Source organism: Pseudomonas sp. FH4, assembly GCF_000510915.2.
Taxonomy (GTDB): domain Bacteria; phylum Pseudomonadota; class Gammaproteobacteria; order Pseudomonadales; family Pseudomonadaceae; genus Aquipseudomonas; species Aquipseudomonas brenneri.
Window position 1 is genome coordinate 330179 of record NZ_AOHN01000012.1, and the last position, 20428, is coordinate 350606.

The 20428-nt window shown below is 60.2% G+C and carries 19 protein-coding genes; 8 read left to right on the forward strand and 11 right to left on the reverse strand.

The features are described 5' to 3' along the window. Positions 1 to 5: 5 nt before the first annotated feature. From ssuD to H097_RS08485, 5 genes are all read right to left on the reverse strand, one after another. Positions 6 to 1154 (reverse strand): FMNH2-dependent alkanesulfonate monooxygenase, encoded by a 1149-nt coding sequence (gene ssuD, locus H097_RS08465; RefSeq protein ID WP_032858915.1) that lies wholly within the window; start codon positions 1152 to 1154, stop codon positions 6 to 8. Between the two features lie 25 nt (positions 1155 to 1179). After that, positions 1180 to 2148: a sulfonate ABC transporter substrate-binding protein gene (locus tag H097_RS08470; protein WP_032858917.1), complete on the reverse strand. Its 969-nt coding sequence runs from the start codon at positions 2146 to 2148 to the stop codon at positions 1180 to 1182. Between the two features lie 110 nt (positions 2149 to 2258). Then, positions 2259 to 2852: an NADPH-dependent FMN reductase gene (gene ssuE / locus H097_RS08475; protein WP_032858919.1), complete on the reverse strand. Its 594-nt coding sequence runs from the start codon at positions 2850 to 2852 to the stop codon at positions 2259 to 2261. A 251-nt stretch (positions 2853 to 3103) separates the two neighbouring features. Continuing rightward, positions 3104 to 3742 carry a peroxiredoxin gene (locus tag H097_RS08480; protein ID WP_032858921.1) on the reverse strand — a complete coding sequence of 213 codons (639 nt, stop codon included), beginning with the start codon at positions 3740 to 3742 and terminating at the stop codon, positions 3104 to 3106. Between the two features lie 276 nt (positions 3743 to 4018). After that, complete coding sequence (locus H097_RS08485; RefSeq protein WP_032858924.1) at positions 4019 to 5359, reverse strand: OprD family porin; 1341 nt, start codon at positions 5357 to 5359, stop codon at positions 4019 to 4021. 369 nt (positions 5360 to 5728) lie between these two features. On the opposite strand from H097_RS08485, the gene tauA reads away from it, so the two are divergent. Continuing rightward, on the forward strand, positions 5729 to 6715 hold the full coding sequence (tauA, locus tag H097_RS08490) for a taurine ABC transporter substrate-binding protein (RefSeq protein ID WP_032858927.1): 987 nt from the start codon (positions 5729 to 5731) through the stop codon (positions 6713 to 6715). Positions 6716 to 6787: 72 nt separating this feature from the next. On the opposite strand, the gene argA is transcribed toward tauA, so the two are convergent. Together argA and argE are read right to left on the reverse strand one after the other, a co-directional pair. Continuing rightward, positions 6788 to 8086, reverse strand: a complete 1299-nt coding sequence (gene argA, locus H097_RS08495; protein ID WP_032858930.1) for an amino-acid N-acetyltransferase — start codon at positions 8084 to 8086, stop codon at positions 6788 to 6790. Positions 8087 to 8221: 135 nt separating this feature from the next. Next, positions 8222 to 9370, reverse strand: coding sequence for an acetylornithine deacetylase (argE, locus tag H097_RS08500; RefSeq protein WP_032858931.1), 1149 nt, complete (start codon positions 9368 to 9370; stop codon positions 8222 to 8224). A gap of 160 nt (positions 9371 to 9530) precedes the next feature. Between argE and H097_RS08505 the strand changes: the two genes are divergently transcribed. Further along, entirely contained in the window at positions 9531 to 10898 is a 1368-nt protein-coding gene (locus H097_RS08505; RefSeq protein ID WP_032858934.1) for a CYTH domain-containing protein, read from the forward strand. A gap of 166 nt (positions 10899 to 11064) precedes the next feature. Here the strand turns inward: H097_RS08505 and H097_RS08510 are convergent, their stop codons facing one another. After that, entirely contained in the window at positions 11065 to 11535 is a 471-nt protein-coding gene (locus tag H097_RS08510) for an Lrp/AsnC family transcriptional regulator (RefSeq protein WP_029289490.1), read from the reverse strand. A 127-nt stretch (positions 11536 to 11662) separates the two neighbouring features. On the opposite strand from H097_RS08510, the gene H097_RS08515 reads away from it, so the two are divergent. The 6 genes from H097_RS08515 (at position 11663) to H097_RS08540 (ending at position 16989) form a co-directional block, all read left to right on the forward strand. Further along, positions 11663 to 11998, forward strand: a complete 336-nt coding sequence (locus H097_RS08515; RefSeq protein WP_032858936.1) for a hypothetical protein — start codon at positions 11663 to 11665, stop codon at positions 11996 to 11998. An 84-nt stretch (positions 11999 to 12082) separates the two neighbouring features. Beyond that, a complete protein-coding gene (locus H097_RS08520; protein ID WP_032858938.1) occupies positions 12083 to 13834 on the forward strand; it encodes a GspE/PulE family protein in 1752 nt (583 codons plus the stop codon). Between the two features lie 86 nt (positions 13835 to 13920). Further along, the gene (locus tag H097_RS08525; RefSeq protein WP_032858941.1) at positions 13921 to 14841 is read left to right on the forward strand and encodes an SPFH domain-containing protein; all 921 of its coding nucleotides are present in this window, start codon (positions 13921 to 13923) and stop codon (positions 14839 to 14841) included. Positions 14842 to 14851: 10 nt separating this feature from the next. Then, positions 14852 to 15298 carry an NfeD family protein gene (locus tag H097_RS08530; protein ID WP_032858942.1) on the forward strand — a complete coding sequence of 149 codons (447 nt, stop codon included), beginning with the start codon at positions 14852 to 14854 and terminating at the stop codon, positions 15296 to 15298. Between the two features lie 69 nt (positions 15299 to 15367). Continuing rightward, the gene (locus H097_RS08535) at positions 15368 to 15685 is read left to right on the forward strand and encodes a DUF2388 domain-containing protein (RefSeq protein ID WP_029289499.1); all 318 of its coding nucleotides are present in this window, start codon (positions 15368 to 15370) and stop codon (positions 15683 to 15685) included. A 161-nt stretch (positions 15686 to 15846) separates the two neighbouring features. After that, positions 15847 to 16989: a DegT/DnrJ/EryC1/StrS aminotransferase family protein gene (locus H097_RS08540; RefSeq protein ID WP_032858944.1), complete on the forward strand. Its 1143-nt coding sequence runs from the start codon at positions 15847 to 15849 to the stop codon at positions 16987 to 16989. A gap of 55 nt (positions 16990 to 17044) precedes the next feature. On the opposite strand, the gene gcvH is transcribed toward H097_RS08540, so the two are convergent. The 3 genes from gcvH to H097_RS08555 all read right to left on the reverse strand — a co-directional run bounded on the left by gcvH (position 17045) and on the right by H097_RS08555 (position 20336). Next, positions 17045 to 17428, reverse strand: a complete 384-nt coding sequence (gene gcvH / locus H097_RS08545; RefSeq protein WP_032858946.1) for a glycine cleavage system protein GcvH — start codon at positions 17426 to 17428, stop codon at positions 17045 to 17047. 52 nt (positions 17429 to 17480) lie between these two features. Then, the gene (gene gcvT / locus H097_RS08550) at positions 17481 to 18563 is read right to left on the reverse strand and encodes a glycine cleavage system aminomethyltransferase GcvT (RefSeq protein ID WP_032858947.1); all 1083 of its coding nucleotides are present in this window, start codon (positions 18561 to 18563) and stop codon (positions 17481 to 17483) included. 156 nt (positions 18564 to 18719) lie between these two features. After that, positions 18720 to 20336: an iron ABC transporter permease gene (locus H097_RS08555; RefSeq protein ID WP_032858948.1), complete on the reverse strand. Its 1617-nt coding sequence runs from the start codon at positions 20334 to 20336 to the stop codon at positions 18720 to 18722. Positions 20337 to 20428 lie beyond the last annotated feature (92 nt).

Consider the following 20428-nt stretch of genomic DNA (forward strand, 5'->3'; position numbering starts at 1 on the left):
GCGCCTCAGCTCTGCGACGCGGCTTTGGGAAGAATATCGTTGGCCACCATCTCGCCAAACGGGCTCACGTAACCGGCGCTTTTCGGCAGCTCGGGACGTTCGATATCCAGGTGCGGGAACAGCAACTCCGCAACCCGGTACGACTCTTCCAAGTGGGGATAACCGGAGAAGATGAAGGTATCGATGCCCAGCTCTGCGTACTCCTTGACCCGCGCCGCCACGGTCGGCCCATCGCCTACCAGTGCAGTGCCGGCGCCGCCGCGCACCAGGCCGACGCCGGCCCACAGGTTGGGGCTGACTTCGAGGTTGTCGCGACTGCCACCATGCAAGGCGGCCATGCGTTGCTGGCCCACCGAATCAAAGCGCGCCAGCGAGGCCTGGGCACGGGCGATGGTGTCGTCGTCCAGATGGGAGATCAGTTTGTCGGCGGCTTTCCAGGCTTCATCGTTGGTTTCACGCACGATCACATGCAAGCGAATACCAAAGCGCACGGTACGCCCAAGCTTGGCTGCCTTGGCCCGCACCTGCTGGATTTTTTCCGCCACTGCCGCCGGTGGTTCGCCCCAGGTCAGGACCATTTCCACTTGTTCGGCTGCCAGGTCCTGGGCCGCTTCGGAAGATCCGCCGAAATACAGCGGCGGACGTGGCTGCTGGATCGGTGGGTACAGCAATTTGGCGCCTTTGACGCTAATGTGCTGGCCGTCGTAGTCCACGGTTTCACCTTCCAGCACGCGGCGCCAGATGCGAGTGAATTCCACCGAGGCCTGGTAGCGCTCCTCATGGCTGAGGAACAGACCGTCGCCGGCCAGCTCCTCTGGATCACCGCCGGTCACCAGGTTGAACAGCGCCCGCCCACCGGACAATCGGTCCAGGGTCGCGGCCTGACGCGCGGCCACCGTCGGCGAGATGATCCCGGGGCGCAGTGCGACCAGAAACTTCAGACGCTGGGTCACCGGGATCAGCGAGGCGGCCACCAGCCACGAGTCTTCGCAGGAACGTCCGGTGGGGATCAGTACCCCGCCAAAGCCCAGGCGATCTGCGGCCTGGGCGACCTGTTGCAGATAACCGTGATCCACGGCGCGCGCGCCTTCGGCGGTGCCAAGGTAATGGCCGTCGCCGTGGGTAGGCAGGAACCAGAAAATAGTGAGGCTCATGGAGTTGTCTCCTGAAGAAATCGGATTACGGCGCTTTGGCCACGGTCGCAGGTGGCGTCCAGATCACGTCCTTGATGCTCAAGGGCTTGGGAATCAATTTGAGCTGGTAGAAGGTGTCGGCGATTTTCTGCTGGGCGGCGACCACTTCCGGGGTCAGGAACAGCGCGCCGTAACCCTGGCGTTTCACCGAGGTCAGGGTGATGTCAGCCGGCAGGCCAAGCAGTGGGGCGACTTGTTCGGTGACTTCCTGGGGGTTGGCCTTGGACCATTCGCCCACGGCACGCACCTCTTCCACCAGCGCCCTGATCACGTCCGGATGTTTTTCGGTGTAAGGCTTGGTGGCCAGGTAGAACTGGTGGTTATCGGCAATGCCGGTGGCGTCACGCAGGGTGCGCGCTTGCAGTTGTTTCTCGGCGGCAGCCTGGTACGGGTCCCAGATCACCCAGGCATCGACACTGCCACGTTCGAAGGCGGCACGGGCGTCGGCGGGCGGCAGGAACACGGTCTGTACGTCGGTGTATTTCAGGCCGGCGTCTTCCAGGGCGCGCACCAGCAGGTAATGCACGTTGGAGCCTTTGTTGAGCACGACTTTCTTGCCCTTGAGCTCAGCCACCGACTTGATCGGCGAGTCCTTGGGCACCAGGATGGCCTCGCTGGTCGGCGCTGGCGGTTCGTAGGCAACGTAGAGCAGATCGGCACCGGCGGCCTGGGCGAATACCGGCGGGGTTTCGCCAGTCACACCAAAGTCGATGGAGCCGACATTCAGCCCTTCGAGCAACTGCGGGCCACCGGGAAATTCGGTCCACTGCACGTTCACGCCCTGCTCAGCCAGGCGCTTTTCCAGGGTGCCCTTGGCTTTGAGCAGCACCAGGGTGCCGTACTTCTGATAACCGATCCGCAGGGTTTCGGCCGCTTGAGCTTGAACAATGGCGCCGAAGGACACAGCCGCAGCAAACAGTGCGACCAGGCCCCGACGCAAGATGACAGTGCGCATGGCGCTCTCCAAATTGACGATGAGGGTTGTGGCTGCACCTGCTTGGCCGATGGCGGCTGAGTAAGGTGAGGGTTTCTTACATTAGGGTGTGGCTTACATCCGGGTGAGGCTTAGATGCTCCAGCGAGCACTCAACAAACGTTCATTCAACACATGGGGGTCCAGCGGTTGCGGGCGGCGGGCCATGGCGCTGTAGAACTGCTCCAGGGCTTCGCTCAAGCGTTGTTCAAGGATTGGCACCAACTGCGCCTGGGCACTGCCTTCGCCGTAGGCGATCTGGCTGTCTTCGGCGAAAATCCCATGCAGCAACTCCTGGGCCTTGAGCGCCGACAGCACGGGCTTCAAGGCGTAATCCACCGCCAGCATGTGGGCAATACTGCCGCCGGTGGCCATGGGCAATACCACTTTGTGGGCCAGGGCGCGTTCCGGCAGCAGATCGAGGATGGTTTTCAACGCGCCGGAAAACGACGCCTTGTACACCGGCGTGGCGATCAACAAGCCATCGGCATTGGCTACCTGGGCCAGCAAGTCGAGGACCTTGGGGCTGTCGAAGCGTGCGTACAGCAAATCTTCGGCGGGGAAGTCCCGTATCTGATAACTCACCACTTCCACGCCTTGCTGCTGCAACCAGCGCCGCGAATGATCCAGCAGCACCCCTGAGCGGGAGCGTTGGCTGGGACTGCCACCAAGTGTTACGACCAGCATCTGGGAGTTTCCTTGAGCAAGTGTCGGCGGTTCGCGGTGCGGCGATGGCGCCAAGATGGAACAGACCTTATCAGCAGATTTATATATCTATAAATCTTATTTATTCATTTGTTTATTCTTAAATTGCATATGCGAGAAATCATTCGCCAGGCGAAAAAAAGGCCGTCGAAACGGCCTGAAAACCCCTGCTATGTGAGCACTGAAATGCGATCAACCTGTGGGAGCAGGCTTGCTCCCACATTGGATTCGGGTTAACGGTTGGGCTGTGGCGTGAGCCGCAGATACGGCTTCACCGCGCGATAGCCCTTGGGAAAGCGTTGCTTGATCTCGTCCTCATCCTTGAGCGACGGCACGATCACCACTTCATCACCGTCCTGCCAGTTGGCCGGAGTGGCGACTTTGTAGTTGTCGGTTAGTTGCAACGAGTCGATGACCCGCAGGATTTCGTGGAAGTTGCGCCCGGTGCTGGCCGGGTAGGTGATGGTCAGGCGAATCTTTTTGTTCGGGTCAATCACGAACAGCGAACGCACGGTGAGCGTGTCGTTGGCATTGGGGTGGATCAGGTCGTAGAGGTCCGAAACCTTGCGGTCGGCATCGGCCAGGATCGGGAAATTGACGACAGTGGCCTGGGTTTCGTTGATGTCCTCGATCCACTTGTGGTGGGAGTCCACCGGGTCTACCGACAGGGCAATGGCCTTGACCCCACGCTGGGCGAATTCGTCCTTGAGCTTGGCGGTGAAACCCAGCTCGGTGGTGCACACCGGGGTGAAGTCCGCCGGGTGGGAAAACAACACGCCCCAGCTATCGCCCAGCCACTCGTGGAAGCGAATCTTGCCGGCGCTGGAATCCTGTTCAAAGTCGGGGGCGATATCGCCCAGTCTGAGGCTCATGGTGTGGCTCCTGATGAGTGCTTATGGAGCCCACTGTGCCTGCGCTGATGAGATTTTAAAAAGAATAAATATCGATTTATTTAGACGATATAGGAATATTAAAAATCTGTTCACTGGACCGTCAGAAAGGTGCAGGCCAACATGCTGCCCAAGGTTCGAGAAGGCCTTGAGACGCTGTAAACAGAGGGGTTCAGGAAGGGCTTGCGGGGGTTGAGCCCGACTTGAAAGCAATAGCACCTTGCCCGGCATTGCGCCGGGCAAGGTTTTTACCGTGTCTTACAACAGCGGCAGCGAGTAGCTCAGGATCAGACGGTTTTCGTCCTGGTTACGGGTGCTTGCGATGTCGCTGCGCCACATGGCATTTTTCCAGGTCACGCCGAGGTTTTTCAGCGGACCTTCTTGCACTACGTATGCAACAGTGATGTCACGCTCCCACTCGGATTGGCCGGTGAACTCGCCACGAGTGCTCGAAACGGTGTCGATATCGTCACCCTTCAGGTAGATCACACCAGCGGTCAAGCCAGCCAGGCCCACCTTGGCGAAATCGTAGGAGTAGCGAGCCTGCCAAGTACGTTCGCCAGCGCGGGCGAACTTCTGGATTTGCATGTCGGTAGTCAGGTAAGCCGACGAACCGTCACCCTGGTTCAACCAAGGGAAGTCGCTGCTGCCATTGCTGACCTGATAACCACCACCGAAGGTGTGGCCGGCAACGGAGTACAAGAACAAGCCGCTATAGAGGTTGTTATCAACCTTGCCGCGACCGGAGTTGACACCGCTGTAGTTGCCCGACGAGAAGTAGGCAGACTGGTTACCGTTGTTACCATCATCGGAACTGTTGAAGTAGCGCAGGTCAGACTTCAGTACGCCTGGACCGATGGCCCAGTTGTGGGTCAGGCCCAGGAAGTGTTGCTTGTAGAAATCTTCCAGGTTGCCGTAGTAGTACTGGGCAGTCAGGTCCTTCGTGAGCTTGTAGTCACCACCGGCGTAGATGAATTTGTTGCTGTCGCGCCAGTTGACACCACGGCTGTTCGCGCCGGAGATGGACAGGTTTTCGTTGTTGCTGGAGTTACGGCCCTTGGCTTTTTCGATCTGACCGCCAACCAGCGTCAAGTCTGTGATTTCGTTAGTGGTGATCTGACCACCTTGGAAAGTCTGCGGCAGCAGACGACCATCGTTGGTGACGATAACCGGCAGCTTGGGTTGCAAAGTCCCCAGTTTCAGCTCGGTTTGGGAGATCTTGGCTTTGGCTGTCAGACCCAGGCTCGAATAGTTGTCAACAGCTTTGCCGTTGGACTCGCTTGGGAAGATAGTGCCACCGTAAGCGGAGCCACTGTTGCCGTTGGTGCCGCCGCCCGAATCCAGGCGGATCCCCAACAGGCCGATAGCATCAACACCGAAGCCAACAGTACCCTGTGTGTAACCAGAGGTGAAACGCAGATCGAAGCCTTGGCCCCACTCTTCGTTCTTGTTCGCGCCGGCGCCTTCACGGTTGTCGGAGTTGATGTAAAAGTTACGCAGACCCAGTGTGGCCTTGCTGTCTTCAACAAAACCAGCGGCGCCAGCTTGCTGAGCCAAAACCCCAGCCGCGACGGCGAACGCCAATGTGGACTTCTTCATGTACCGCTCCTCTCGTTTCTAATTTTTGTAGTTCTTTGGTCTCGGGTCTGACGCCCTCGATCCACAGATGCGCGATTAGCGCCAGATCGTGACTGACAAGTCAATCGTAACCTTGTGTGTCTACTACCTTCGTCTAATCGCAGTTGATTTGGTCCCTGCAGGGTAATGAGTTTTTCATACACCCAAAAAGAATTATTTCGTCCTTTTTCATACTATTCAGGAATAACACTTTCCATGGGGCGACCAGCCCGCAGTGGGGTATCGTTCCATAAGCTAATTCCTAAAGGGTATTTGTTAGCCATTTTTTAGATCGTTTAGTGTGAACAGAATCCTGCACACGTCACTCACGATCAAAAAGGCGACGCCATCATGGCCAAACGCGCATCCTCTAGTCAATTTGTTACAGTTTTACTATCCCTTACAATTTCTTTTGGGGTGCAGGCGGCCAACCTCACCGTCGGCTATCAAACCGGTATCGATCCGAGCAAAGTGCCCCAGGCCGACGGCCTTTATGAGCAGGCCATTGGCGAGAAAATCGACTGGCGCCGCTTCAACAGCGGCCCGGAGGTGGTCACCGCGATTGCCTCCGGCGATGTGCAGATCGGCAACCTCGGCTCCAGCCCGTTGGCGGCCGCCGCATCCCGTAACCTACCCATCGTAGCGTTCATCGTATCGGCCCAGATCAATAGTTCTGAAGCTTTGGTAGTGCGTAACGGCAGCCATATTGACGCACCCAAGGACCTGATCGGCAAAACCATCGCCACGCCGTTTGTCTCCACATCCCACTACAGCCTGCTCGCGGCCTTGAAACACTGGGGCCTGGACACAAAGCAGGTCAAAGTGGTGAACCTGCAACCAGGCGAAATTGCCGCAGCCTGGAAACGCGGGGATATCGACGGTGCATTTGTCTGGTCACCCGCCCTGGGGGAAATCCGCAAGACCGGCAAGACCCTGACCGACGCGGCTCAGGTGGGCCAATGGGGCGCGCCGACGTTTGAGGTGTGGGTAGCACGCAAGGATTTTGCCGAGAAGCATCCAGAGATCGTGGCCAAGTTTGCCAAGGTCACCCTGGACTCGTTTGCCGACTACGCAGCCAATAAAGCCAAGTGGACGGTGGATTCGTCGCCGGTGCAGAAGATCGCCAGGCTGACCGGCGCAAACGCCGCAGATATCCCTGAACTGCTGGAAGGCAGCACCTTCCCCGATGCCCGGGCGCAGCAAACCGACGCCTTGCTTAATGGCGCAACGGCCAAGGCCATTGGGGAGACCGCCAAATTCCTGAAGGAACAAGGCAAGGTGGAAACTGTGCTGCCGGACTATTCGGCGTTTGTGACAGACAAATTTATCCAGGAATAAACACGGACAAAAAATGTGGGAGCGGGCTTGCTCGCTCCCACATTTAGGTATTGGGTGTACCGAATACCGTGTTTATAAGGTCTTCTCGAAGATCTTCGAATTACGCTGGAAGTTGTACAGCGACGCCCGTGCCGACGGTAGGCGATCCACGCTGCTCGGCACAAACCCGCGCTCGCGGAACCAGTGGGCGGTGCGGGTCGTCAGCACGAACAGCGTCTTCAAGCCTTGGGTGCGGGCACGGGTTTCGATGCGCTCCAGCAGCTCATCACCGCGACCGCCATGGCGATATTCCGGATTGACCGCCAGGCACGCCAGCTCACCCGCGTCGGAATCGGCAATCGGGTACAACGCGGCACACGCGATGATCATGCCTTCGCGCTCCACCACGCTGAACTGCTCGATTTCCCGCTCCAGCACTTCCCGTGAACGACGCACCAGGATCCCCTGCTCTTCCAGCGGGCTGATCAGGTCCAGCAAGCCGCCGACGTCTTCAATCGCCGCCTCGCGCACCAGTTCGAACTGTTCCTGGGCCACCAGCGTACCGCCGCCGTCCCGGGTAAACAGTTCGGTCAAGAGCGCACCGTCCTCGACATAACTGACGATATGGCTGCGCCCCACGCCCCCACGACAGGCCTCGGCCGCCGCATCGAGCAGTTCGGCCTGGTAGTTGTTGCCCAGGCGTTGCAGGTGCGCCGGCACTTGTTGCGGGCGCAGTTCGCGCACCAACCGGCCATTTTCGTCGATCAGGCCCAGGTCGGCGCCAAACAGCAGCAGCTTGTCGGCGCCCAGGTCGATGGCGGCGCGGGTGGCCACGTCTTCACAGGCCAGGTTGAAAATCTCCCCGGTCGGCGAATAGCCCAGTGGCGACAGGACGACGATGGAGCGCTCATCCAGCAGACGGTTGATGCCCTTGCGGTCGACCCGGCGCACTTCGCCGGTGTGGTGGTAGTCGATGCCGTCGAGCACACCGATCGGCCGCGCGGTCACCAGGTTGCCACTGGCCACCCGCAGGCGCGAGCCCTGCATCGGCGAGGACGCCATGTCCATGGACAAACGCGCTTCAATGGCGATGCGCAGGTGGCCCACTGCGTCGATCACACACTCCAGGGTCGCTGCATCGGTGATGCGCATCCCATCGTGGTAATGCGGGGTCAGGCCGCGGGCAGCGAGGCGGGTTTCGATTTGCGGGCGCGAGCCATGCACCAGCACCAGGCGCACGCCGAGGCTGTGCAGCAGCACCAGGTCGTGGACGATATTGCCGAAGTTCGGGTGATCCACACCATCGCCCGGCAGCATGACCACAAAGGTGCAGTCACGGTGGGCATTGATGTAGGGCGAAGCGTGACGAAGCCAATTGACGTATTCGGGCATAAAACCTGGGCCTGTAATAAAAAGCAGCCAAAAAAGGATGAATCGCTAAACGCACAGCGGGCTGATGGTTATCGTCGGAACAGGCTTGGCGACACGCTCGCTCTCCTTCTATGTACGGGGTGCAATGGGGTTAATTTATGCAGGCTTGAGACAGTAATGTTCAATCAGTTCCCGCAATAGACGCACTGTAGGCGTCAAGCGTGACATTTCAAGGTACTCGCCCGGTTGGTGGGCGCAGGCAATGTCCCCAGGGCCGAGCACCAGGGTTTCGCAACCAAGGCGCTGAAGATAAGGCGCTTCAGTACCGAACGCTACTGCTTCGGCACGATGGCCGGTCAAATGTTCCGCGACACGCACCAGTTCGGCGTCTTCAGGCTGCTCGAAGGGTGGCACTTCGGGGAACAGCGGCGCGTAGTCGATCTTTACTTGATGGCGTTCGGCGATGGGCTGCAGTTTCAGGCGGATCGCGTCGCGCAACACCTGGGGGTCCATGCCGGGCAAGGGCCGCAGGTCGAACTCCAGGGAGCACTGGCCGCAAATCCGGTTGGGGTTATCGCCGCCGTGGATACAGCCAAAATTCAAGGTCGGCTGGGGCACCGTGAATTGTGGGTTGCGGTATTCCCGTTGCCAGGCCAGGCGCAGGCCGCGCAGTTCGCCCATGGCGTCATGCATGGCTTCAAGGGCGCTGTGGCCCAGGCTCGGGTCCGACGAATGACCGCTGCGCCCGAGGATATCGATGCGCTCCATCATCACCCCCTTGTGCAGGCGGATCGGCTTGAGGCCCGTGGGCTCGCCAATTACCGCCGCGCGCCCCAGGGGGCGGCCCGCCGCAGCCAGGGCGCGAGCGCCGGCCATGGAGCTTTCTTCATCACAGGTCGCGAGGATCAACAGCGGTTGCTTGAACGGTTGGTCCAGCAGCGGCAGGACCGCTTCGATAGCCAGGGCGAAAAAACCCTTCATGTCGCAGCTACCCAGTCCTACCCAACGGCCATCCACTTCCGTCAACTTCAAAGGATCGGTCTGCCACAGCGCCTCATCGTAAGGCACGGTATCGCTATGCCCCGCCAGTACCAGGCCACCGGGGCCGCTGCCGAAGCTGGCCAATAGATTGAATTTGCCGGGGCTGACCTGCTGGATATCGCAGGCGAAACCCAGGTCGCCCAACCAGCTTGCGAGCAGGTCGATCACCGGGCGGTTGGTCTGGTCGAGAGACGCTTGGGTGCAACTGACCGATGGCGCGGCAATCAGTGCGGCAAATTGTTCTTTCATGGACGGTAAAGGCATGCGCGGTCTCTCAACTTCCACAGATGAAACCCATCATAGAACCATCTGCGTTACACAATAAACCCGTTGCGGCACGTTGCCGGGCTCAGTCCTGTACACTGCACGACCTTGGCAGCCACCTTTTCCCCCGGCTGCACTCCCGATCCTGGATGTTCCGGCCATGCAAAAAGAAACCGAAATCAAGCTTCGCGTCAGCCGCGAGACCCTCGCCGCGCTGCGCGAGCACCCGCTCCTGAAAAAACGCAATAAAAGTGGCTGGGAACGCCGTGAGTTGATGAACCAGTACTTCGACACCCCCGAGCGCGACCTGGCCCAGGCCAAGGTTGCCCTGCGCCTGCGCAAGGACGGCGACGACGTGATCCAGACCCTCAAGACCCGTGGCCAGAGCGTCGCCGGTTTGTCGGAACGTAACGAGTACAACTGGGAACTGCCCAAGGCCAAGCTCGACGTGAAAAAACTCGACGGAGAATGCTGGCCCGAGCAGTTGGCTGAACTGGACAAAAAGACCCTCAAGCCGATCTTCACCACCGATTTCGTCCGTGAGCGTGCCGAGATCGCCTGGGGCCGTGGCAAAGCCAAAGTAGTGATCGAAGCAGCCCTGGACCTGGGCCACGTGATCGCCGGCAAGCAGAAGGAAGAAATCTGCGAGCTGGAACTGGAACTGCGCGAAGGCGAACCCGCCGCCCTGCTGGAACTGGCTGCCGAGTTGGCCCAGACCCTGGCGCTGATGCCGTGCGATATCAGCAAGGCCGAACGCGGCTACCGCCTGTTCGACGCCAGCAGCTACTCCCTGAGCCTGCCTGCCCCACAACTGCAACCGGAAATGCCTCTGGATGACGTTTTCGCCGCGCTGATGTGGCATCTGCTGGGCAGCAGCCAGCGCCTGGCCGAGCAGTACCGTTTCAACGGCCACTGGCGCCTGCTGCAAGACTGGGTGGAAAACCTCGCCGAAATGCGCGCCCTGATCGGCAGCCTCGGCCAGGCCGCGCCACGTCAATCCACCAGCGAACTGCGCAGTGCCCTCGACGCCCTGCTGGAAGACTGGCGCCCACTGGTCCAGGCCGGTGAAGACGATGAAGACGTGCGCAAGGCCGCGCCAGAGCAGTTCATCGAAGAATTGGACGACGTGCGCTGGGGCCTGTTCTCACTGAACACTTCGCGCTGGCTGCTGGCCCGCACCTGGACCCTGGACCGCAACGTGCGCGGCAACCGCCAGGGCGCCGCCCAGGTCGCCAACTGGCTGCCGCGCCTGCTGGCCGACGAAGCCGTCGCCCTGCGCCTGCCGCGCTACCAACAACAGCCGGAAGACCTCGCCGAGCAACTGCCGCGCATCGAGCGCCTGCAGGCGTGGCTGCACCATGCCCGCCACCTGCTGGAAATTGCGGAGCTGGATCGTTTGTACGGTGAGCTGAACAAGTTGGCCGCGCTGGCCAACCTGCCGATCACTGATGAGTCGCTGGATGCGCGGATGCATCAGGTGATTGCGGTGTACCAGAACCGGGCCTGGAAGACTTTGCTGCGTCTGTAAGATTGCTATCGCGTGTAGGAGCGAGCTTGCTCGCGAAGGACGTCAACGATAACGCGTGTTTGCTAGGTAAACGCGGCGCTCTCACGTTCTTCGCGAGCAAGCTCGCGCCTACAAAAAAGCCTTAACTGACTGGCATTAGGGCTTGCCGGCGATGACGTCCGCACTCTCACCGCAACACTGGCAGACTGGTAGTGGACTTGATCTCCGACAGCGCCACAATCGAGTTGACCTCCTGTATCCCCGGCACCATCGACAGTTTCTCGAAGAAGAAACGCTCATACGCCTCGATATCCGAGGTGACAATGCGCAACAGAAAATCCACCGCCCCCATCAGCACATAACACTCCAGTACTTCCGGGAATCCACGAATCGCCTCAGTGAACTCCGTGAAGTTGGACCGCCCGTGGGCGTTGAGTTTGACCTCGGCAAAGATCTGCGTGTTGAGGCCGATCTTCTTACGGTCGAGCAACGTCACCTGCGCGCGAATCACCCCCTCTTCCTTGAGCCGCTGGATCCGCCGCCAGCAGGGCGACTGCGATAGCCCGACTTGTTCGGCAATCTGCGCGCTGGAGAGCGACGCGTCTTCCTGGAGCAACGCCAGGATCCGGCGGTCGTAGACATCCAACTCACTGTGCATAAAAATACCTTACAAACCATTACCTACGAATCGTATAAGTCATTTATAAGGCATATCGCTCAAACATAGATAAGAAATACCCGACACGCCATGTAAAAATTTCTCCAGTCAGATTTGGAGAACGGCCATGCATTCAGTCCCCACCAGCCCCGCGACCCGCCACGATGCCTGGGCAGTCAGCAACAGCCATTGCCAGGTGCACTACCAGATCCTCGCCGAGGCTGAACCCGATGTGCTGTGCCGGATCCTCAATTACTTCGCCTTGCAGTTCCTGGTGCCGCAACAGGTAAACGTGACCCGCGACGAAGACCTGCTGAACGTCGAGGTGGTGATGGACGGCCTGAGCTGGCACCGCGCCCAGGTGATCGGTGAAAAACTTCGTAACCTGATCAGCGTGTGCTCGCTGGAGCTGCAACCTGTTGAATCCACAAGGCTGCAAGCGGTATCGGCGGCGGCTCAGTAAAAACCGGTAATAACCCACTGGGCGACAGCAATCAGGGTGGGACTAGCCTTGGCGCTACTGCTTGAAATCGCCCAGGAAACCGCCATGCCCGCAGTGCCAGAACTTCAGGATCGCAGGCTCTGCCTCGACGAACTGCTGCCCGCCCTCACCGCCCACGGCCTGCTCGACGAAGCCCTTGCCGAACGCTTGCGGCGCACCCCGACCAACGACTTGCATCCGCTGGAGTTTCTCGCCGACCAGTCACTGCCCGACCCTGCGCGGCCGGGCATGTCGCTGTCTCTGGAAGCACTGACACAATGGCTCGCCATTCACGTCGAACAGCCCTATCTGCGCATCGACCCACTGAAAATCGATGTGGCGAGCGTGGTGCCACTGATGTCCCACGCCTTCGCCCAGCGGCACAGCATCCTGGCGGTCGCCCTCGATCGCGACAGCGTGACGGTGGCCTGTGCCGAACCGTACCTGCGTGAGTGGGAAACGGGCCTGGGTCATGTCTTGAAGCGTTCGATCAAGCGCGTGGTGGCCAACCCCCAGGTGATCCGCCGTTGTACCCAGGAGTTCTTCCGGCTAGCCAGGTCGGTCAGCGGGGCCGACCAGACCAACCCCATGGCGTCCCCTGTCGAGCAGTTGCTCAACCTTGGCGCTGGCGACCAGGAGCCCGATGCCAACGACGCGCACATCGTCAACATTGTCGACTGGCTGCTGCAATTTGCCTTCGGCCAGCGCGCCAGCGATATCCATATCGAGCCCGGCGGCGACCAGGGCCGCATGCGCTTGCGCATCGATGGGTTGCTGCACGATGTCTATCAGTTTCCGCCACAGGTCACGACCGCCGTGGTCAGCCGCCTGAAAAGCCTCGGGCGGATGAATGTCGCCGAGAAGCGCAAACCCCAGGATGGCCGGATCAAGACCAAGACACCCACGGATATCGAAGTGGAGCTGCGTCTTTCGACCCTGCCCACGGCCTTCGGCGAGAAACTGGTGATGCGGATTTTCGATCCCCAGGTGCTGCTCCAGGACTTTCAGCAGTTGGGGCTTTCGGCCGATGACCTGCAGCGCTGGCAGCATATGACCCGTCAGGCCAACGGCATCATCCTGGTCACAGGTCCCACGGGGTCAGGCAAGACCAGCACCCTCTATACCACCCTGCGGCAACTGGCGAACCGCACGGTCAACCTGTGTACGGTGGAAGACCCTATCGAGATGGTCGAGCCGGCCTTCAACCAGATGCAGGTCCAGCACAATATCGACCTGACCTTTGCCAGCGGCGTCCGCGCGCTGATGCGCCAGGACCCGGACATCATCATGATCGGTGAGATCCGTGACCTGGAAACCGCCGAAATGGCAATCCAGGCGGCATTGACCGGCCATCTGGTGCTATCGACCCTGCACACCAACGACGCTCCCAGCGCGGTCAGCCGCCTGCTGGAGCTGGGCATTCCCCATTACTTGATCAAGGCCACATTACTGGGGGTCATGGCCCAGCGCCTGGCGCGCAGGTTGTGCCCGCACTGCAAAAGCCCGGTGACGTTGAACGAGGACGATTGGAACAGTGCCACGCGGCCATGGGCGCTACCGACACCTGTCGGCGCGTTCCAGGCCAAAGGCTGCGCGGATTGCCGGGACAGTGGCTATCGCGGACGCATCGGGATCTACGAGGTCATGCTGATGAATGACGGCGCCAGGGCCTTGGTCTGCGTCGATACCGATCTGCAGGCATTGCGTCGCGAAGCCCTCAAGGACGGCATGTGCAACCTGCGGTTGGCGGGCGCTCACAAGGTTGCCGGCGGGGTGACCACCCTGGAAGAAGTGTTGCGGGTCACGCCGGCACTGTAGTGTTGAACGAGTAAACCGTTCTTATCTACGACAACCCCGTTACAATCGACAGACCTCGCGTCACCACCACCAGACAAGGAATCGTTATGCAGATCGGAACCGTGCTTCTCCTCTTCGTCGGCTTGGCCATCGCCATCCTGTTCATGGGCTTCAAGGTCGTACCCCAGGGCTACCAATGGACGGTGGAGCGTTTCGGCCGCTACACCAACACGCTCAAGCCTGGCCTGAATATCATCATTCCGGTGATGGACCGCATCGGGCGCAAGATCAACGTGATGGAAAGCGTGCTGGATATTCCGCCCCAGGAAGTGATCACCGCCGACAACGCCACGGTACAGATCGACGCGGTGTGTTTCTTCCAGGTGGTGAACACCGCCCAGGCGGCCTACGAGGTCAACAACCTCGAACATGCGATCCGCAACCTGCTGCAAACCAATATCCGTACGGTGCTCGGTTCCATGGAACTGGACGCCATGCTCAGCCAGCGCGACGGTATCAACGAGAAGCTGTTGCGCACGGTCGACGAAGCCACCGCGCCGTGGGGCATCAAGATCACCCGGATCGAGATCAAGGACATCAGCCCGCCTGCCGACCTGATGGCCGCCATGTCGGGCCAGATGAAAGCCGAGCGGATCAAGCGCGCACAGATTCTTGAGGCTGAAGGCCTGCGAGCGTCCGCCATCCTGACCGCCGAAGGTAAGAAACAGGCGCAAATCCTGGAGGCTGAAGGGGGTCGTCAGGCGGCGTTCCTCGAATCCGAAGCCCGTGAACGTCAGGCCGAGGCAGAAGCCCGCGCCACCCAAGTGGTGTCGCAAGCGATTGCCACCGGTAACGTGCAAGCCATCAACTACTTTGTCGCACAGAAATACATCGATGCACTGGGCAAGCTGGCCTCGGCCAACAACAGCAAGGTGATCCTGATGCCGCTGGAAGCCAGCCAGGTCATCGGCGCAGTGGGCGGCATCGGCGAAATCGTCAAGGCCACCTTCGACAACAAGAAAGCCTGAGGCCCGCACCATGTGGGAGTTCCTGCAACACCTGTCGTTCTGGGATTGGCTGGCGCTGGGCACGGTGCTGTTGATTCTCGAAGTGTTTGGTGCCGGCGGTTATCTGCTGTGGATGGGCATCGCGGCAGCAGCGGTTGGCGTGCTCAAGTTCCTGATGCCGGGGCTTGGGTTGGAGCTGCAACTGCTGCTGTTTGCCGTGCTGTCGATACTGACGGCGGTGTACTGGTGGAAACGCCAGCGCAGCAGCGCCAAGGCCAGCGACCAACCGGGCCTGAACATGCGTGGTTCGGAGCTGATTGGTCGCACCTTTATGGTGCATCAAGCCATTATCGATGGTCGGGGTAAGATCAAGGTCGGTGACGGCGTGTGGATGGTCACCGGGCAGGATTCGCCAGTAGGCGCTCAAGTCCGGGTGGTTGGCCAGGACGGTGTGATTTTACGGGTCGAAACTGTTTAGTCATCCACGGAACTAGGCTGGGTTATCTACAATCAAACTGTTCAGTTAACCCAGTCGGAGTCACCCATCATGCGTCTCAAATATGCTGTCGCCACCCTCGCCGTGCTGTCCCTTCCTGTTGGTTCAGCGATGGCCGACAGCTTCTGGCGTAACGTCATCTCGTCGGGCGCTACCACAGGCTCCACGTACCTGACCTTCAAGGACCACAAGCTGGTCGTCGCCGCCCAGGACGATGCCGGCAGTTTCGTCGCCAGTGATGGCGGTATCCGTGGCCCATACCTGGAAGCCGCCATGCAGAAAGTGCGTGCAGACAACCCAGGCCTGAAAGCCACTGATATGGAGTTGGCCAACGCCATCCTGGCGAAAAACGCTGTGGCTGCCGAGTAAATCCGGCGCATGAAAAAGCCGCTTTAGAGCGGCTTTTTTTTGCCTGTTTTTCGACGATACGTTCACAGGCGACAGGCTATATTCAGTTCCCTCGTGCGACGATGCCGGGGTTGATTTGAGTTTTTATTCTTGGTTTTTCTCAAGCGAGTATCTTCGACATCATGAGCCAACTGCCTTTCCTGCCGTTTTCAAAACCGGTCATTGATGAAGCCACCATCGCGGCGGTCGGTGATGTGTTGCGCTCTGGCTGGATCACCAGCGGGCCGAAGGTGCAGGCGTTCGAAGCGCAATTATCGGAGTACTTTGGCGGCCGGCCGGTACGCACCTTCAACTCCGGCACCTGCACCATGGAGATTGCCCTGCGTATCGCCGGCGTCGGGCCGGGGGATGAAGTGATCACCACGCCGATCTCCTGGGTGGCGACGGCCAATGTGATTCTGGAGGTGGGCGCCACACCGGTGTTTGCCGATATCGATCCGGTCACCCGCAATATCGACCTGGCTCAGGTGGAAGCAGCCATCACGCCGCGCACCAAGGCGATCATTCCGGTGTACCTGGCGGGCCTGCCGCTGGATATGCCGATGCTCTACGCCTTAGCCAACAAATACGGGTTGCGTATCGTCGAGGATGCCGCCCAGGCGCTGGGCTCCAGTTGGGATGGCCAGCGGATTGGCGCCACCGGGGATCTTGTCTCGTTCAGTTTCCAGGCGAACAAGAACATCACCTGTTCCGAAGGCGGCTGCCTGGTGCTGAACAACGCCGAAGAAGCGCGCCTGGCGGAAAAGTACCGGCTGCAAGGCGTTACTCGCAGCGGCTTCGATGGCCTGGACGTGGATGTACTGGGCGGCAAGTTCAATATGACTGACATCGCCGCCGCAATCGGGCTGGGCCAGTTTGCCCAGATCGAACAGGTCACCGCCCATCGCCAGGCCCTGGCCCGGCATTATTTCGAGTGTTTTGGCAGCGATTTCGAGACAACGTACGGCGCGCAACTACCGCCTGCGGACTTTGAAAACAGCAATTGGCACCTGTTCCAACTGGTACTGCCCGAGCGTCAGGATGGCCTCCCGGCCCGTGCCACGTTCATGGAGCAGATGCAGGCCCAGGGTGTAGGCATTGGCTACCACTACCCGCCGATCCACCTGCTGAGTTTGTATCGGGCACAAGGGTTCAAGGAAGGCATGTTCCCGGTAGCAGAAAAAGTCGGGCGTTTGATTGTCTCGTTGCCGATGTTTACGGCGATGAGCAAGGCGGATGTGGAGCGTGCTGTCGCGGCGGTGAAAACAGTACTGCAGACGGGTTAAACCCAATCAATGTGGGAGCGGGTTTGCTCGCTCCCACAATGGGTTGTGCGTAGGCTTATTCGCCAATGGCCGCCTTGTAGCCGGCAGCATCCAGCAGCTTTTCCAGCTCGGCAGGGTTGCTTGGCTTGAGCTTGAAGATCCAGGCCTCGTAGGGCTTTTCATTGAGCGACTCAGGGGCATCGGCCAATTCATCGTTGACCGCAATCACTTCACCCGACACTGGCGAATAAATATCCGAAGCAGCCTTCACCGACTCCACTACGCCCGCCGCGTCGCCGGCGGCGAACACCTTGCCCACTTCAGCCAACTCAACGAAAACCACATCACCCAATGCTTCCTGGGCATGGTCGGAGATCCCGACGGTCACGCTGCCGTCGGCTTCCAGGCGTGCCCATTCGTGGCTTTCGGCAAAACGCAGTGCGGCAGGGATATCGCTCATAGTCTGTGTCCTCAAAAAGAAATGTCAGCGGCCATTGGCCCGCCGGAAAAGGTTAGATCAAGGTCTTGCCATGGCGCACGAAGGTCGGCTTGACCACTCGCACCGGGTACCACTTACCGCGAATCTCTACTTCCGCACGGTCAGCGGTGGCCATCGGTACACGCGCCAGCGCAATGGATTTGCTCAGCGTAGGAGAGAAACTACCACTGGTGATCTCTCCTTCGCCAACATCAGCGATGCGAACCACTTGATGAGCGCGTAAAACCCCACGTTCTTCCAGCACCAGGCCCACCAGTTTGAGCTGCACGCCAGCCGCGCGCTCGGCTTCCAGGGCGGCGCGGCCAATGAAGTTGCGACTGGCGGGTTCCCAGGCAATGCTCCAGGCCATATTGGCGGCCAACGGTGAAACGCCCAGGTGAATATCCTGGCCGTAGAGGTTCATTCCGGCCTCCAGACGCAATGTGTCACGCGCGCCAAGGCCAATGGGCGAGATACCCGCGCCTACCAGGTCATTGAAGAACGCCGGGGCCTGGTCGGCAGGCAGGACGATCTCCAGGCCATCTTCACCGGTATAACCGGTACGGGCGATAAACCAGTCGCCGTCGGCACGGCCCTCGAAAGGCTTGAGCTGGTGGATCAAGACGCCGCGTGACTGGGTGACCAGTTCGGCAATCTTGTGCCGGGCCTGAGGGCCCTGGATAGCCAGCATGGCCAGGTCCGGACGCTCGCGCATGTGTACCTGATAGCTGCCCAGCTGGGCCTGCATCCAGGCGAGGTCCTGGTCGCGGGTGGCCGCATTGACCACCAGCCGGTAACCGTCGTCGGCACGGTAGACGATCATGTCGTCCACCACCCCGCCCTGCTCGTTGAGCATGGCGCTGTACAACGCATGGCCACAGCCATGCAAACGATCGACATCATTGGCCAGCAGCAATTGCAGCCACTCCTTGGCCTGGTGGCCCGAGATGTCGATCACGGTCATATGGGAAACATCAAACACCCCACAGTCACGGCGCACCTGATGGTGCTCCTCGACTTGCGAGCCGTAATGCAAAGGCATATCCCAACCGCCAAAATCGACCATTTTCGCGCCTAGGGCGAGATGCAGGTCATACAGAGGCGTACGCTGTCCCATGGGTTTCTCCTTCCGGGCGTGGCGAAGGTGCGGACGGTCGCCGTTCGGGCTACACACCTTGAAATACAAGGCTTGCAGCCACGTTCAGCCATCCGATCTGAAAGATGGACCGCACCGAATGCCGCGCATTGTAGCCTCAAGCCGTAGGACTGGCACCTAACCGATTCGTCGGGCAGAACGTCGAATCAAGCCGATGACCGGCAACAGGCCGACCAATACCAGGGTCAGAGCGGGCAAGGAGGCGCGCGCCCACTCGCCTTCGCTGGTCATCTCAAAGATGCGTACCGCCAACGTATCCCAGCCGAATGGGCGCATCAGCAAGGTCGCGGGCATTTCCTTGAGCACGTCGACGAACACCAGCAGGGCTGCGCTCAAAGTGCCTGGCAGCAAAAGTGGCAGATACACTTTGCAAAACAGTCGTGGCCCACTGACCCCAAGACTACGCGCCGCTTCCGGCAGGGACGGGCGAATACGCGCCAGGCTGTTTTCCAGCGGGCCATAGGCCACGGCCAGGAAGCGCACCAGATAGGCCATCACCAGTGCCGACAGGCTGCCCAGCAACAACGGCTTGCCAGCGCCCCCCAGCCAGCCGGAAACAGGGATTACCAGTTCACGGTCCAGATAGCTGAACGCCAACATGATCGACACCGCCAGCACCGAACCCGGCAAGGCGTAGCCCAGGTTACCCAGGCTGATCCCGGAGCGAATGGCCCGGGTCGGCGCCAGACGGTTGGCGAACGCCAGCAGCAGCGCCACGCTGACGGTAATCAGCGCGGCCATGCCCCCCAGGTAGAGGGTATGCACGATCAGCCCAGCGTAGCGCTCATCGAGATCAAAACGACCGCGCTGCCAGAACCACGCCACCAATTGGATCATGGGGATGACAAAGGCGCAGGCAAATACCAACCCGCACCAGCCACTCGCCGCAGCCGCCTTGAACCCACGCAGGTGATACAGCGCCTTGCCGCGCGGCCGTTCATTGCTGGGACGGCTGGCACCACGGGCACGGCGCTCGCCGTAGAGCACCAGCATCACCACCAACAGCAACAGACTCGCCAGTTGCGCGGCGCTGGACAGGCTGAAAAATCCGTACCAGGTCTTGTAGATCGCGGTGGTGAAGGTGTCGAAGTTAAAGACCGACACCGCACCGAAGTCCGCCAGGGTTTCCATCAGTGCCAAGGCCACGCCAGCGCCGATGGCCGGTCGCGCCATGGGCAAGGCCACTCGCCAGAACGCCTGCCACGGCGATTGCCCCAGCACCCGCGCCGCTTCCATCAACCCCTTGCCCTGCGCCAGAAAGGCGGTGCGCGCCAGCAGGTAGACGTAGGGATAGAACACCAGCACCAGCACGATGATCACGCCACTGGTGGAGCGCACGCGCGGTAGGCGCAGGCCCGTGCCGAACCACTCGCGCATCAGGGTCTGCACTGGCCCCGAGAAGTCCAGCAGGCCGACGAAGACAAACGCCAGCACATAGGCGGGAATTGCAAACGGCAACATCAGCGCCCAGTCCAGCCAGCGCCGGCCGGGGAATTCACAAAGGCTGGTCAGCCAGGCCAGGCTGACGCCCAGCACCGTTACGCCAACCCCGACGCCCAGCACCAGAGTCAAGGTATTGCCCAGCAGACGCGGCATCTGGGTGTCCCACAGGTGGGACCAGATTTGGGTGTCGATGCTTTGCCAGGACAACAGCAGGACGCTCAACGGCAGCAGCACCAGGGCGGCGACGGTGAAGACTGGCAGGTACCAGCGGCGTTGGGCGGGGTGGGCCAAAAGCGGATTCTCAAGCAGTGGATGATTTGGAGGCATGTACAAAACATTGGACTGCCCCCGAAAAGTTGGACAGTTTCAGCTAGCAGCCTCAG

Bases quoted from the DNA above. Each gene is read 5' to 3' on its own strand.
- ssuD (WP_032858915.1), bottom strand. From the start codon at position 1,154: ATGAGCCTCACTATTTTCTGGTTCCTGCCTACCCACGGCGACGGCCAT.
- H097_RS08470 (WP_032858917.1), bottom strand. From the start codon at position 2,148: ATGCGCACTGTCATCTTGCGTCGGGGCCTGGTCGCACTGTTTGCTGCG.
- ssuE (WP_032858919.1), bottom strand. From the start codon at position 2,852: ATGCTGGTCGTAACACTTGGTGGCAGTCCCAGCCAACGCTCCCGCTCA.
- H097_RS08480 (WP_032858921.1), bottom strand. From the start codon at position 3,742: ATGAGCCTCAGACTGGGCGATATCGCCCCCGACTTTGAACAGGATTCC.
- H097_RS08485 (WP_032858924.1), bottom strand. From the start codon at position 5,359: ATGAAGAAGTCCACATTGGCGTTCGCCGTCGCGGCTGGGGTTTTGGCT.
- tauA (WP_032858927.1), top strand. From the start codon at position 5,729: ATGGCCAAACGCGCATCCTCTAGTCAATTTGTTACAGTTTTACTATCC.
- argA (WP_032858930.1), bottom strand. From the start codon at position 8,086: ATGCCCGAATACGTCAATTGGCTTCGTCACGCTTCGCCCTACATCAAT.
- argE (WP_032858931.1), bottom strand. From the start codon at position 9,370: ATGCCTTTACCGTCCATGAAAGAACAATTTGCCGCACTGATTGCCGCG.
- H097_RS08505 (WP_032858934.1), top strand. From the start codon at position 9,531: ATGCAAAAAGAAACCGAAATCAAGCTTCGCGTCAGCCGCGAGACCCTC.
- H097_RS08510 (WP_029289490.1), bottom strand. From the start codon at position 11,535: ATGCACAGTGAGTTGGATGTCTACGACCGCCGGATCCTGGCGTTGCTC.
- H097_RS08515 (WP_032858936.1), top strand. From the start codon at position 11,663: ATGCATTCAGTCCCCACCAGCCCCGCGACCCGCCACGATGCCTGGGCA.
- H097_RS08520 (WP_032858938.1), top strand. From the start codon at position 12,083: ATGCCCGCAGTGCCAGAACTTCAGGATCGCAGGCTCTGCCTCGACGAA.
- H097_RS08525 (WP_032858941.1), top strand. From the start codon at position 13,921: ATGCAGATCGGAACCGTGCTTCTCCTCTTCGTCGGCTTGGCCATCGCC.
- H097_RS08530 (WP_032858942.1), top strand. From the start codon at position 14,852: ATGTGGGAGTTCCTGCAACACCTGTCGTTCTGGGATTGGCTGGCGCTG.
- H097_RS08535 (WP_029289499.1), top strand. From the start codon at position 15,368: ATGCGTCTCAAATATGCTGTCGCCACCCTCGCCGTGCTGTCCCTTCCT.
- H097_RS08540 (WP_032858944.1), top strand. From the start codon at position 15,847: ATGAGCCAACTGCCTTTCCTGCCGTTTTCAAAACCGGTCATTGATGAA.
- gcvH (WP_032858946.1), bottom strand. From the start codon at position 17,428: ATGAGCGATATCCCTGCCGCACTGCGTTTTGCCGAAAGCCACGAATGG.
- gcvT (WP_032858947.1), bottom strand. From the start codon at position 18,563: ATGGGACAGCGTACGCCTCTGTATGACCTGCATCTCGCCCTAGGCGCG.